The sequence below is a fragment of the Flavobacterium sp. K77 genome (genome assembly GCF_021608205.1).
GTDB classification, from domain to species: domain Bacteria; phylum Bacteroidota; class Bacteroidia; order Flavobacteriales; family Flavobacteriaceae; genus Flavobacterium; species Flavobacterium turcicum.
In genome coordinates this window covers 28,552-42,889 of record NZ_JAKIHO010000005.1, presented here as the reverse complement: position 1 = coordinate 42,889, position 14,338 = coordinate 28,552, and the positions used below count along the sequence as shown (strand labels likewise).

At 34.5% G+C, this 14,338-nt stretch carries 12 protein-coding genes; 10 read left to right on the top strand and 2 right to left on the bottom strand.

The genetic code is table 11. The features are described from left to right. Nucleotides 1-153: 153 nt before the first annotated feature. Complete coding sequence (locus tag L1S34_RS10255) at nucleotides 154-933, bottom strand: hypothetical protein (protein WP_236363950.1); 780 nt, start codon at nucleotides 931-933, stop codon at nucleotides 154-156. 27 nt (nucleotides 934-960) lie between these two features. Further along, nucleotides 961-1,857, bottom strand: a complete 897-nt coding sequence (gene gldA, locus L1S34_RS10250; protein ID WP_236363949.1) for a gliding motility-associated ABC transporter ATP-binding subunit GldA — start codon at nucleotides 1,855-1,857, stop codon at nucleotides 961-963. A 188-nt stretch (nucleotides 1,858-2,045) separates the two neighbouring features. On the opposite strand from gldA, the gene L1S34_RS10245 reads away from it, so the two are divergent. The 10 genes from L1S34_RS10245 to L1S34_RS10200 all read left to right on the top strand — a co-directional run bounded on the left by L1S34_RS10245 (nucleotide 2,046) and on the right by L1S34_RS10200 (nucleotide 14,336). Then, the gene (locus L1S34_RS10245; protein WP_236363948.1) at nucleotides 2,046-3,293 is read left to right on the top strand and encodes a dicarboxylate/amino acid:cation symporter; all 1,248 of its coding nucleotides are present in this window, start codon (nucleotides 2,046-2,048) and stop codon (nucleotides 3,291-3,293) included. A gap of 389 nt (nucleotides 3,294-3,682) precedes the next feature. Beyond that, complete coding sequence (locus tag L1S34_RS10240) at nucleotides 3,683-4,510, top strand: prephenate dehydratase (protein WP_236363947.1); 828 nt, start codon at nucleotides 3,683-3,685, stop codon at nucleotides 4,508-4,510. Between the two features lie 43 nt (nucleotides 4,511-4,553). Continuing rightward, complete coding sequence (locus L1S34_RS10235) at nucleotides 4,554-5,699, top strand: aminotransferase class I/II-fold pyridoxal phosphate-dependent enzyme (RefSeq protein WP_236363946.1); 1,146 nt, start codon at nucleotides 4,554-4,556, stop codon at nucleotides 5,697-5,699. A 180-nt stretch (nucleotides 5,700-5,879) separates the two neighbouring features. After that, nucleotides 5,880-6,737, top strand: a complete 858-nt coding sequence (locus tag L1S34_RS10230) for a prephenate dehydrogenase (RefSeq protein WP_236363945.1) — start codon at nucleotides 5,880-5,882, stop codon at nucleotides 6,735-6,737. A 92-nt stretch (nucleotides 6,738-6,829) separates the two neighbouring features. Then, nucleotides 6,830-7,912: a bifunctional 3-deoxy-7-phosphoheptulonate synthase/chorismate mutase type II gene (locus tag L1S34_RS10225; protein WP_166136162.1), complete on the top strand. Its 1,083-nt coding sequence runs from the start codon at nucleotides 6,830-6,832 to the stop codon at nucleotides 7,910-7,912. A gap of 186 nt (nucleotides 7,913-8,098) precedes the next feature. Next, nucleotides 8,099-8,623, top strand: a complete 525-nt coding sequence (locus L1S34_RS10220) for a hypothetical protein (RefSeq protein ID WP_166136165.1) — start codon at nucleotides 8,099-8,101, stop codon at nucleotides 8,621-8,623. A gap of 123 nt (nucleotides 8,624-8,746) precedes the next feature. Then, nucleotides 8,747-9,724: a ribosome small subunit-dependent GTPase A gene (rsgA, locus tag L1S34_RS10215; protein ID WP_236363944.1), complete on the top strand. Its 978-nt coding sequence runs from the start codon at nucleotides 8,747-8,749 to the stop codon at nucleotides 9,722-9,724. Between the two features lie 81 nt (nucleotides 9,725-9,805). Beyond that, the gene (dtd, locus tag L1S34_RS10210; protein WP_236363943.1) at nucleotides 9,806-10,258 is read left to right on the top strand and encodes a D-aminoacyl-tRNA deacylase; all 453 of its coding nucleotides are present in this window, start codon (nucleotides 9,806-9,808) and stop codon (nucleotides 10,256-10,258) included. Between the two features lie 148 nt (nucleotides 10,259-10,406). Then, the gene (locus L1S34_RS10205) at nucleotides 10,407-12,317 is read left to right on the top strand and encodes a DUF3857 domain-containing protein (protein WP_236363942.1); all 1,911 of its coding nucleotides are present in this window, start codon (nucleotides 10,407-10,409) and stop codon (nucleotides 12,315-12,317) included. A 3-nt stretch (nucleotides 12,318-12,320) separates the two neighbouring features. Next, nucleotides 12,321-14,336, top strand: coding sequence for a DUF3857 domain-containing protein (locus L1S34_RS10200; protein ID WP_236363941.1), 2,016 nt, complete (start codon nucleotides 12,321-12,323; stop codon nucleotides 14,334-14,336). Nucleotides 14,337-14,338 lie beyond the last annotated feature (2 nt).

Here is a 14,338-nt window from a genome sequence, read left to right as displayed (position 1 = left end):
GAATATAACTCAAAACTGTCAAAGTTCCGGCGCTTGGCGAGGTTGCGAATTTCGGAACCGATTATTTTCTATCAAAGAAAAAAATTCTTGCGAGAAATAAACGTGAATTTACGACAAAATTCGAAATGTTGCCAAACGCCTATTAGCAAAAGTTTATTGTTTATAAAAGAAATAACCATCTTCAACTGTTTCTTCCCAATTTTCATTTTTCAAGGATTTAATTTTTAGCTCTTCAAATATATTTTTTGAGCCACGAATTGTCATTGTGAATTGGTCAGTATTATTTCTGTTTTTATCATTTAATACATAACTTAAACTATATTCATCCTTTTTAACAATCTTTTCTATGTATGGAGTTAAATATTCGCTTATAACTTTTGGGCTTGAAAATTTCGAAGATTTTTTAAATTCAATTTCAAAACTTCCTTCATATTTAAATTGTGGAGAGTAATCAAATAAAAAGTTTGGATTTTTTTTCTGTTCGATTAGATAATTTTCATAATCTTTTTTAGAAGAAAACACTTTTACTTCATGATAATGTTTTAGAGGAGAAGTTTGGTTGAAACTCGTTATCTGATTTAGATCAAATTTATAAGTCTTACCATCATGAGTCATTGCACTTTTTTGTGTAGGATTTATTGTCCAAGAACCGATTTCTTTTTTGTTTTTTACAATTGTAAGTTTAAAATTTCGATTTTCTAATGAATTTCTAACTTCATCACCTAATTTTATATTTTTTATAAAGTCAACAATTTTAATTGAGTCTTCAATTATGAAATTATATTTTTCGTAAGTTTTATCTTTGTCATAATGAGGATTTCTTCCAACAATTTTTGTTGAGTTGTCTACTTTTAATGAGTCAAAAAGTGTTTTTTGTCCAATAATAAAATTTGGAATAAATATTATTATGATAAATAGTAATGTTCTTTTCATATTTTTTTGATTTTAAATTTCTGCCAACTATTTCGTAATCTCTCTAAACACCGCTTCTAAGTTTTTATTCTTTTGATTGAGTTGTAAGGTTTTCAAACCATTGTTTTGAGCAAAATCAAAGACAACAGAACGCATGTCTTTATCTGATTTAAAAGTCAGTTCCCACATCATATCGTGAACGTTTACATACGAAACAAGATTTTCAATTTTAGAAATCAATTGTTCTTCAATTTGAAAATCAAATTCCACTTCAATGACTTGTTCTTTATCTTCAGAGATTAAATTATCCAGCTTTTTATCGGTTACAATTTTTCCATTGTTGATGATGATTACACGATCACAAATGGCCTCAACCTCCTGCATAATGTGTGTAGAAAGAAAAACAGTCTTGTCTTTCCCCACGTTTTTAATTACGTTTCTAATCTCCATCAACTGGTTTGGATCTAAACCAGTGGTAGGCTCATCCAAAATTAAAACATCAGGATTGTGCAGTAGCGCATTGGCCAATCCTACACGCTGGCGGTATCCTTTAGAGAGTTGGCCTATTTTTTTGTGGCTTTCGGTACTTAAACCAGTCAGTTGAATTACCTCTTCGATACGAGATTTGGCAACTTTGTACACATCAGCATTAAAGGCTAAATATTCACGAACATACAAATCCAAATACAACGGATTGTGCTCCGGCAAGTACCCAATAGAAAGTTGTACGGCTTTTGGATTGGTGTTTACATCCTGCCCGTTTACCGTGGCAGTTCCTTCATCAGCGGTTATGTAGGTAGTTAAAATTTTCATCAAAGTCGATTTTCCAGCTCCATTTGGACCTAAAAAACCAACAATTTCTCCTTTGTTAATTGAAAATGAAATGTTATCTAATGCTTTTTGAGCACCGTAGCTTTTGGAAATGTTATTTACTGCTATTGACATGATGAATTATTTATTGCAAAAGTAAACAGAAAATGAATGGATTTGTTGTTCGATTGCCCACTAATTCACGAATAATTTTTTCACGAATAGTGGCGAGTATTTCTATTCGAAATGATAAAAAAGTAGCACCGTGATTGCACCGCTATCTTTTAGATTTCTATATTTACTTAAAATAGTTAAAAAGACACATGAAAGATATAGGATCAGGAGGTTTCTTGAAAAATTACAAAAGCATTATGTTACTTCTTGGAGGTATCCTTGCAGGAAGTATATTAGGTTTGGTTTTTGGTAAAGAAGTGGAGGTTTTGAAACCTTTGGGAGACATTTTTCTAAATTTGTTGTTTACTGCGATAATTCCGTTAGTGTTTTTTACCATATCGGCATCAATTGCTACTTTAGAAAAAACCGAAAAACTTGGAAAGTTATTCTTAATCGTAATAGGAGTCTTTTTGTTTACGGTCTTGGTTTCTGCAATTCTTATGGTAGTAGGAGTTTTGATTTTTCCAATCCATCAAGATATTATAATTTCTAAAATTCCGTTAGAAATTGTAGCCGAAAGTAGCACTGGCTCTGAGATAACCCAATTGCTTACTGCGGGTGATTTTTATGAATTGTTATCCCGAAAAAACATGTTGGCGCTCATTCTTTTTTCCTTTTTAGTGGGGTTTGCCAGCTTGCAATCTGGTGAAAAAGGCAACGATTTCAGTAGGTTTTTACAATCTGGTAACGAAGTAATGAAACAATTGCTACACATTATTATGCAAACAGCGCCCGTAGGCTTAGGTGCTTATTTTGCTTATCAGGTGGGTATTTTTGGTCCACAATTGTTTGGTGCTTATGCCAAGCCGTTAGGACTTTATTATGCTGTTTGTGCCTTTTACTTCATAGTGTTTTTTAGTTTGTATGCCTACATGGCAGGTGGGAAATTAGGATTTAAAGTGTTTTGGAAAAATAATATAACGCCTTCGTTAACAGCTATTGGGACCTGCAGCAGTATTGCTACCATTCCTGCCAATCTTGACGGTGCCGAAAAAATGAATATTCCTGCTCACATTAGGAATGTCGTTATTCCATTGGGTGCACCTTTGCATAAAGATGGTTCGAGTATGTCTTCCATTATTAAGATAGCCGTTATTTTTGCCATGTTTGGTAAGGATTTTACGGATCCAATTACGATTCTCACCGCTTTGGGAATTACAGTTGTGGTTTCTGTTGTAGAGGGCGGAATTCCTAATGGCGGCTACATAGGCGAAATCCTAGCCATAACAGTTTATGGTTTCCCCATGGAACAAGCTTTGCCAGCAGCAATGATTATTGGAACTTTGGTTGATCCAATGGCAACATTGTTAAATGCCAATGGAGATTTGATTTCGGCAATGTTAGTGGCAAGAATTGCTGAAGGGAAAAAGTGGCTTTCTGAAAAAGTTCTAGCATAAATAACTTTCCATATTGTGTGTTGCAGCATAATAAAGCCTTGTTTTTACGTAACAATACAAGAATTGCTGTTGTATGAATGGTATTTTTAGAGCCTTTTTTTAAACATTACATAATTAATAACCAACTTTTTAGCAAATCCATTTTTTGTGTCATAAAATCAACTTTTTTTTGGGTGCAGTTAAAAATTATGTATACATTCGCACAGTAATCAATACAAAAAAGACAGCAACATGTTGAGTAACCGATTTTATTTTAGCAACTCTTATTATTTCTTCTGGAAGGTAGAAAGGGATTGTTGCATGGTTATTTAATTCAAAAATTAAATTGATACTATAGATATACAATCCCGATGCAAATCGGGATTTTTTTTTGCTTAAAAGTGTGTAAAATGAATACAATTATAGGAATACAAGGCATTACGGGCTCGTTTCATCATCAAGTGGCTCAAGAATATTTCAATCAGGAATTTATTCTTGACGAGTGTTTGTCTTTTGAGGAATTGGTAGACAGCTTGTTAGCAGGTAAGTCAGATCAAGCTGTTATGGCAATTGAAAATTCTATCGCAGGTCCTATTATTCCTAATTACGCGCTAATTGACAAAAATAATTTACACATAATTGGAGAACATTATTTGAGTATTCATCAAAATTTAATGGCTTTGAAAGGTCAAAAAATAGAAGATATTCTTGAAGTACATTCCCATCCGATGGCACTTTTACAATGTATGGATTTCTTAAAAAAATATCCTAATATCAAATTGGTTGAAGATAAAGATACCGCTGAAACAGCGCGAAGAATTCAAGAAAAACAACTGAAAGGAATAGCGGCAATTGCAAGCAAAACAGCTTCGGAAATGTATGATTTGGAAATTATTGCGCCAGAAATTCAGACGATTAAGAACAACATGACGCGCTTTGTGATTATCAAAAAAGAAAATTCATTTGTTCCCGAAAGTGAAATCAACAGAGCATCGATAAAATTTGAGCTCGACCATAAACGCGGGAGTTTAGCAGCAGTTTTAAACGTGATGAGCGATTGCAAATTGAATTTAACCAAGATTCAATCTTTGCCCAAAATTGAAACGCCATGGAAATATTCCTTTTTTGTGGATGTCACTTTTGAGAAATACGAAGATTATGCTAAAGCAAAATCATTATTGAATATTATGGCCGAATATTTTAAAGTCTTGGGCGAATACAAGAATACTAAAATATAAACAGCCTCGAGTTACCAAGTTACACAGATATAAAAATTTACACATGATTACCACAGCAAAGCGTCTCCATATCATTGAAGAATACTATTTCTCCTCCAAATTGAGAGAAGTAAGGCAACTGGCAGCCGAAGGAAAACCCATCATTAATATGGGAATTGGGAGTCCAGATTTACAACCGGCGCCTGCTATTGTAGCTGCTATTGTAGCTGCGATGCAAGATGAAAATGCACATCAATACCAAAGTTATCAAGGTTTACCAGAGTTGCGCGAAGGTATGGCTGCTTTTTATTCCAAAAATTATGGTGTAACACTCAACCCTGTAACAGAAATTTTGCCTTTGATGGGTTCCAAGGAAGGAATTATGCACATTTCGCTGGCATTTTTAAATGAAGGCGATCACGTTTTGATTCCGAATCCAGGCTATCCTACGTACACATCAGTGACCAATTTAGTAGGAGCGGTGCCAGTGTATTATGATTTAAAAGAAGAAAACCAGTGGGAGCCGGATTTTGAAGCTTTGGAGCAATTGGATTTATCCAAGGTAAAGATCATGTGGATTGGGTATCCGCATATGCCTACGGGAGCTCGAGGCAGTTTGGAGTTGTTTGAAAAATTAGTCGCTTTTGCTGCAAAACATGAAATTTTATTGGTGAACGACAATCCGTATAGTTTTGTTTTGAATGACAATCCGATGAGTTTATTGCAGGTAAAAGGAGCAAAGGAAGTGGCTTTAGAATTGAATTCTTTGAGTAAAACTTTTAATATGGCGGGTTGGAGAGTAGGAATGGTTTTAGGAAACGCCAATGCTATTGATGCGGTTTTAAAAGTAAAAAGCAATATGGATAGCGGTATGTTTTACGGCATTCAAAAAGGAGCTGTTGCAGCGCTGAAAAGTGATAAGGCTTGGTTTGATGCTATGAATGAAATCTATAAAAAAAGACGAATTGTAACAGAGGAACTCGCTGAAAAACTAGGTTGTAAAGTGTATAAAGAAGGTGTTGGTTTGTTTGTTTGGGCAAAGTTACCCGATGGAGTTACATCAGTAGAGGTGTTTATTGATAGAATCTTGCATGAGAAATCAATTTTTATTACACCGGGAACTATTTTTGGGAGTAATGGAGAAGGTTACATTCGGTTTGCTTTGTGTGTTGAAGAAGAAAAAATTAGAGAAGCAATCAGTCGATTTTAGTATGGACTTGATTAATCTTTCACGTCGTAGAGTTGAAAAATAAAGATCATTGTAAGAAAATAAATGTTCTCGATAACGAAATTCCCTAGCCCTGATAGTAGTGGAAATCCTTTGCTGCCGGGGTTCGGCAGGAAAGATTGCAACGGATAGCAGGATAAGCTTCGGATAAAAAACAAAAAAATGAAAGTATTTGTAATAGGCATAGGCTTGATAGGTGGTTCGATGGTGTTGGATGTTAAAGATTTGTATCCGCACGCCACGATTTATGGGATTGACACCAATGAAAAGCATCTAGATCAGGCAATTGAATTGGGTGTTATTGATGAAATGGCAACATTTGCAGACTTAATGCATGCTGATTTTGTGATTGTTTCGGTTCCTGTAGATGTAGCGCTCATGGTTGTACCCCAAGTTTTGGAGGCGATAGGAGACCAAACGATTGTTTTTGAGGTGGGTTCGACAAAATTGCCTATTTGTGAAGGTATTGCCAACCATGCCAAAAGGAGAAATTTTATAGCCACGCATCCTATTGCTGGAACTGAATTTTCGGGACCATCAGCAGCGATAAAAGGGTTGTTTCAAGGCAAAACAAACATTATTTGTGAGGTGGAGAAAACGACTTTTAAATTGCAAGAACGCGCCTTGGCATTGTTTCAAGAAATGGGAATGCGCATTCGGTATATGGATCCAAAATCACACGATAAGCACATTGCGTATGTTTCGCATTTGTCCCACATCAGCGCTTTTATGTTAGGAAAAACAGTCATTGACAAGGAAAAACACGAACAGGACATTTTTGATATGGCAGGTTCTGGTTTTGAAAGTACCGTGCGTCTTGCTAAAAGTTCACCCGCAATGTGGACACCCATTTTTAAGCAAAATAGGAAGCAAGTTGTAAAAACTTTGAATGAATATATCTTGAATTTATCTAAATTTAAGGAGCTTTTAGAAAATGAGGATTACGAGGCGATTTACAATGAAATGGAAAGTGTGAATAAGATTAAAGAGATATTAAACGGGATGAATGTTAAGAAGTAAACAGTTGACAGTTTTCAGTCACAGTTAACAGTTTGCAGTATTCACGAAAAAAGATAAAAAAAACGAAACTTATAAAATAAAATTTAGAAAAGATGGAAAATAAGAAAGAAATGAGAAACTGGTTGGAGGCATTTAATTTGACCCACCCATTAGTGATAGCGGGGCCATGTAGCGCTGAAACCGAAGATCAAGTATTAAAAATTGCACATGAGTTGAAAGATTCAGATGTAAGTGTTTTTAGAGCAGGAATCTGGAAACCAAGAACGCGTCCGGGAGGATTTGAAGGCGTGGGCGAAATAGGTTTGAAATGGTTGAAGAAAGCCAAAGAAGAAACAGGATTGCTAATGGGAACTGAGGTAGCGAATGCTGCTCACGTAAAATTAGCTTTAGAATATGACATTGATGTATTGTGGATAGGTGCTAGAACAACGGTAAATCCTTTTGCGGTTCAGGAAATTGCTGATGCATTAGCGGGAACAGATAAAATTGTTTTGGTGAAAAACCCTGTAAACCCAGATTTATCTTTGTGGTTAGGTGGAGTAGAGCGTTTGTACAATGCCGGAATCGAAAAATTAGGAGTGATTCACAGAGGATTTTCTACGTATGAGAAAACCAAATACCGCAACATTCCAGAGTGGCAAATTGCTATTGAATTGCAAAATAAATTCCCTGATTTGCCTTTGATTATAGATCCTTCGCACATTACTGGTGATCGCAAAATGATCTTAGAGGTTACGCAAGAAGCTTTAGATTTGAATTACGATGGGATGATTATTGAAACGCACATTGATCCAGATAATGCTTGGAGTGATGCGGCTCAGCAAGTAACACCCGATGCGTTGAAACAAATTTTTATTGATTTAAAAGTGCGTAAAATTGACGATGTATCAGATGATTTTACTCAGAAAATGAAAAAATTAAGAGCTAACATTGATGTATTAGATGCCACTTTGCTAGAGCTTTTAGGCAAACGTATGAAAGTAGCTGACGAAATTGGTTTGGTTAAAAAAGCAGCCAACGTAGCAGTACTACAAAATAACCGTTGGAACGAAATTTTAGGTAAAATGATTTTGGATGGAGAAACCAAAGGACTTTCAGAAGAGTTTGTTTTAAAATTATTCAAGGCCATTCACCAAGAAAGTATCAGCCATCAAGATAAGGTGTTGAATGCTTAATTTTTTTTAAGCCATGTTAAAATCCTCCACTGCTTCGAGTTTGAAGTTTTGGAGGTTTTTTTTAGCTCTAAGTTTTCTGCATATTAAATTTTTACTTTTAGTACGATTTTATTTTATAAAAAATTTATAATTGTGCTTTATTTCTGTAATATTGCCAAAAATTAGTAATCAATAACAAACAAACAAATGAAAAAAATTATTTTAGCATTAGCACTTACACTTGGTATGGCAACAGCAAATGCTCAAGTTGATGTAATTACCAAGCACAACGGAGAAACTGTAAAAGGGAAAGTTGTAAAACTGGAAGAATTTACAGTAATCTACAAGTACGACGGAGAAGATGCCGAAAACACAATGAGCAAATATGCAATTGAAAAAATTGTTTATGGTAAAAGCGGTCGTGTTGAAAATGTTACTGAAAAAATTGTAGTAGCTAGCGATGCCGACTGGGAAAAGGTAGTGATACTAGAGGATAAGTCTTATATTGCTGGTTTGATAAAAGGTGGTGAAGTAAGAGGAAAAACAGGCTTGATTAACTACCATACTGGTAATACAGCGGATAAAAAAGCAGAAATGAAATTGAAAAAAGAGGCAGCTGCAGGAGGTTATCCATTTATTTTAATGACTGCTGATAAAACTACTGTTGGGGCAAGTTCAAATCAATTAGGTGGTTCTCAAGCAATCAAAAAAGGAATTGGATACAAATACTAGTTTTTCAAATATTTTATAAAATGAAAGGCCGTCTTTTACAGACGGTCTTTTTGTTTGAACTTGTTTCTAAAAAAACTCTACACTTTAAACTTTAAACTTCAAACAAAATTTTACCTTTGCCTCATGACAGGACTCGTTTACAAATCTACAGGAAGCTGGTACACCGTAAAAACGGAATCTGGGCAGTTTATTGAATGTAGGATCAAAGGAAAATTCAGAATCAAAGGCATTAAAAGTACCAACCCCATTGCTGTAGGTGATGTAGTTGATTATGAATTAGAGGAAACCTCAGATGCCGTAACGGGTACAATTCACGGAATTCACGATCGTAAAAATTACATCGTCCGAAAGTCGGTCAATTTATCGCATCAAATGCACATTATTGCCTCTAATATTGATCGCGTTTTTTTATTGATTACGGTTAATAATCCGCCAACTACTTTTAATTTTATCGACCGTTTTTTAGTAACGGCAGAGGCATATGGAATTGAAACTGTGTTGGTTTTTAATAAAATAGACACTTTTGATGATGCTACTCTTGATGAGCAATTGTACATGCAGCATGTATACCAGCAAATTGGATATCAATGTTTGCGCGTATCCTCAACTGAAATGAAAGGTGTTGAGGAATTGAAAGCAATGATGATTGGTAAAGTAAGTATGTTTTCTGGTCATTCAGGTGTTGGAAAGTCTACTTTAGTAAATGCCATGGAGCCATCATTGCATTTGCGTACTAAAACTATTTCGGAGGCAAGTAAACAAGGGCAGCACACTACAACTTTTGCAGAAATGTTTGATTTGTCTTTTGGGGCAAGTATTATTGACACACCTGGAATCAAAGGATTTGGGATGGTTGATATGGAGCCTGCAGAAATAAGCGGATATTTTCCGGAATTTTTCAAACTAAAAGATCAGTGTAAATTTAACAATTGTTTGCATAAAGAAGAACCGAAGTGTGCTGTAAAAGTCGCTTTGGATAGAGACGAAATTGCTTGGTCACGCTACAACAGTTACCTTAAAATTTTAGAAGGTGACGATGAACATTATCGAACTGACATTCATAACGAGGATAGAATCATAAGCGATAAAACGAGAGAGTAGTATTTTTAAAAGTCATAATTAAGGAAAGATTTAGATTTTTTTACTTTCGACTTTAAGACTTTGTAACTTTAAGACTGATTAATGAAAGTAGTAATCCAAAGAGTTTCTCAAGCATCAGTAACAATTGACAATCAAATTGTAGCCAATATTCAAAGAGGATTGTTGGTATTGGTTGGTATTGAAGATGCGGATACGCAAGAAGATAGCAGTTGGCTAAGTTCTAAAATTGTCAATCTCCGTATTTTTGGAGATGAAAACGATGTCATGAATCTTTCTGTAAAAGATATCGATGGGAATATTATTGTGGTGTCGCAATTTACTCTTCATGCCTTAACTAAAAAAGGCAATAGGCCATCGTATATTAAGGCATCAAAGCCAGAAATAGCCGTTCCTTTGTATGAACAATTTGTCTCCCAAATAGAACAAGATCTCAGTAAAAAAGTACAAACTGGAGTTTTTGGCGCTGACATGAAGGTACAACTCCTAAATGATGGCCCAGTAACTATTGTAATGGATAGTAAAAATAAAGAATAAAAATAGGTTCACATTGTGAGATTTATGCTATTTTTGAACACCACGAATTAGGAAATCCTTAACAAGCAATCAATGCGCTTTTCTTTGAAATGCGTAATTTTCTAGAACCCACTTGGGTTCATCATTCATTATCTTTATTTTATATCAAATGAGAATTACAACTCTTGTTGTTCTTTTTGCTGCAATTTTTGCAACTAATTTGAACGCTCAAAAAATTAATTACACAGCAATTAACATTGCAGATAGTCTAAAAAACAATGCCAATGCAGTTGTCAGACTCAATCAATTGGATATTTCAATTGCGTCGCAAAGAAGTATGAACATCAAAACTAAAAGAGTTGTCACCGTCTTGAATGAATTGGGATTAAAAGCAGTTGATGCTGTCGAAAATTTTGATAAAAGACGTTCGATTAAAAACATTGAAGCTGTTGTATATGATATCTTTGGTAACGAAATCAAAAAGATAAAAAGAAAAGATTTTAAAGAACAAAGTGCATCAGGCGGTAGTACACTTTTTTCAGATGGGCGCTTTATTTATCTAGAATATACCCCTACACAATACCCTTTTACTATTGTTTACGAAAGTGAAATTGAAACCTCTAATACTGCGTTTATTCCCACGTGGTCCTTGCTTTCAGAATATAATGTAAGTATTGAAAAAAGCATTGTCAGTGTCAATGTGCCTCAAGCATTGGGTTTTAGAAAAAAAGAATTCAATTTCGCCAATTTTAAGATCAAAACTATAGTTGATTCTCCAACGCAATTGCAGTACGAAGCGGTTAACATTGTTGCCGAAAAATACGAGGATTATACACCAGCTGCTAAGGTGTTTCCTAGAGTAATGATGGGTCTAGAAAATTTTAATTTAGAAGGAGTTGACGGAACTGCAAAGAATTGGAAAGAGTATGGGAAATGGTTTTCAGAAAACATTCTCATCGGAACAACTAATTTAAGCGATGAGGCAAAAGCTAAAATTAAAACTTTGGTAGGTACTGAAACTGATCCGATCAAAAAAGCTAAAATTGTTTACAAATTTGTTCAAGAAAAATCAAGATATGTAAGTGTTCAAGTTGGTATAGGCGGTTTCAAACCCATGTTGGCTTCCGATGTTGATAGATTGGGTTATGGAGATTGTAAGGCGCTTTCTAATTACACAAGAGCATTACTAGAGGTTGTTGGTGTCCCTTCGTATTACACAGAATTGTTTGGTGACCGAGACATCCGCAACATCGAAGCAGATTTTTTCTCTGTTCAAGGGAATCATGTCATTTTATGTGTCCCAAATGCAGATGACAGTATATTTTTGGAGTGTACCAGCCAGGATGATCCCTTTGGTTTTCAAGCTAATTTTACTGATGACCGTGACGTTGTGGTCATGAAGCCTGAGGGTGGAGAAATCATTCATACTAAAAAATACCACGATAAGGATAATGGTCAAATTTCAACTGGGACCTATAGTTTAGATGCACAGGGGAATTTAACAGGCGCAATTAAAATTGTTTCAACAGGTTCTCAATACAGTTCAAAAGCTTCAACTGAAAAGCTTCAGCCAACCGAAAAAGATGCGCATTACAAACAATATTGGACCAATATTAACAATTTGAAAATTACTAAAATTAATTTACAAAATGACAAAGACAAAATAGAATTTATTGAAAACATTACTCTGAGTGCAGATAACTATGCTTCTAATTCAGGAGGTAAAATGATGCTTGCAATAAACGCATACAACCAATTTTCAGGAACAATTAAACGCATACGCAATCGTAAAAACCCCTTCGAAATTCCACGCGGTTATCTTGATACTGATGAAATAGCAATAGTGCTACCATCAGGATTTCAAATTGAATTTTTACCTGCAAACTTCGAGTTAAAAACTAAATATGGAGATTATAAAACCGAAATCATCAAAAAAGACCATAGCAATCTAGTATACAAAAGAACTATTTTAATCAAAAAAGGGATTTACGCCAATTCTGATTATGATAGCTATCGATTGTTTATGGAACAGATTGCCAAAAATGACAATGCTAAAATTATACTAACCAAAAACCAATAAATTATGCCATTTAAACAAATATTTTTTTTAGTTCCTTGCCTTTTTATGGCTATTATCGTAAATGCTCAAAATTTTGATTTAGGAAAAGTTTCAATTCTTGAATTGCAAGAAAAAGTACATCCTAAGGACTCTAGTGCAGCTGCTGCAATCCTTTTTGAAAAGGGAAAAAACACCTTTGTATATTCACCTGAGAAAGGGTTTATGATGGTGACAGAAATTAAAACTCGTATCAAAATCTATAAAAAAGAAGGATATGAATGGGCGAATAAAAGTATCCGTTTCTATTCCGATAATGAAGCTAGGGAAACAGTTTCTTTTTCGGATGCGATTACCTATAATCTAGTCGATGGTAAAATTGAGAAAACAAAACTTAAAAGTGATGGCGAATTTAATGAGGTTGTAAATAAATACTGGGGAGAAAAAAAAATCACAATGCCTAATGTAAAAGAAGGTTCTGTAATTGAATTCAAATACACAATTAATTCCCCAAGAGTAAGTAGCACGAGGGAGTGGTATTTTCAAAATAGTATTCCTGTAAATTATTCTGAGTACGCCAACACTGTGCCAGAGTATTTTGTCTACAATGTAAATATCAAGGGATTCATTAAGCCAAATGTTACCGTAGAGAAAAAAAGTAATTCAATAACTCTTACTTCAAAACAACGAACTACTGTAAACCGCGCTACAACAACTTCTTTTAATGATGAGAAAATAGAATATGTTGAAACAAAAAAGACTTACATAGCTGAAAATTTACCAGCCATGAAGGAGGAGCCTTTTGTTAATAATATGGGTAATTATACAGGGACCTTAGTTCAAGAATTAGCAATGACGAAATACCCTGGAGAGTTGATGCAAACTTTTGCTACAGATTGGAATTCGGTTGCAAAGACGATTTATAACTATGATGAATTTGGACCAGAACTAAATAAAACAGGTTATTTTGAACAAGATTTACAAAAAGTAATAGCAGGATTAAGCTCTACCGAGGATAAAATTACTGCCATTTTGCAGTTTGTTAAAGCTACAGTGAAATGGAACGATTATTACGGTTATTCATGTAACGACGGTGTAAGGCAAGCTTATAATAAAAAATCGGGTAATGTTGCCGAAATAAACTTAATGTTAACAGCAATGTTGCGACATGCTGGTTTAACAGCTAATCCTGTTTTAATTAGTACGCGTTCAAATGGGATAGCCTTATTTCCTAATAGAACCGCTTTTAATTATGTTATTGCTGCCGTCGAAGATGGTCAAAACCTAATTCTTTTAGATGCTACAGATGCTTTTTCTGCTCCAAATATTTTACCTGTTCGAGATTTAAACTGGTTTGGTAGGCTAATTCGAAAAGATGGAAGTTCAATAGAAGTAGATTTGATGCCAAAGCAAACTGCAAATGATGTTATTTCGATGAATTACAGCGTCGATGATCAAGGGGAAGTTTTAGGAAAGTTGAGACGACAAAGAACAGATCATCATGCAATGCTTTTTCGATCTGCAGTGACGGGTACCAAAGAAGATGCTTACTTAGAAAAATTTGAAAATGACAACAATAACATTGAAGTTAGTGGATATGAAAGAATAAACGAAGTCGCTCTTAAATTACCTGTTATTGAAACACTTTCTTTTAAAGGGGCTAATTTTAGTGAAAAAGTAGGAGATGCCATTTACATCAAACCTTTATTATCTTTTACCACAAATGTAAATCCTTTCAAACAAGAAATTAGAGAATATCCAATTGATTTCGCTTTTCCCTTCATGGATAAATATGTCGTAAATGTGCAAGTTCCAAACGGATATAAAATAGAGTCTTATCCAGAAACAGCAGTTATCTCCATGGAAGATGGGTTAGCTACCTTTAAATTTTTAACTAGTTTAACAGATAATACTGTTCAAATATTAGTTTCATGTCAAATAAATGCTCCAATAATACCAGCTGACTATTATTCAGCCTTAAAGGAGTTCTTTCAAAAAATGATTGACAAACAAAACGAAAAAATTGTTTTAAAGAAAATTTAAAA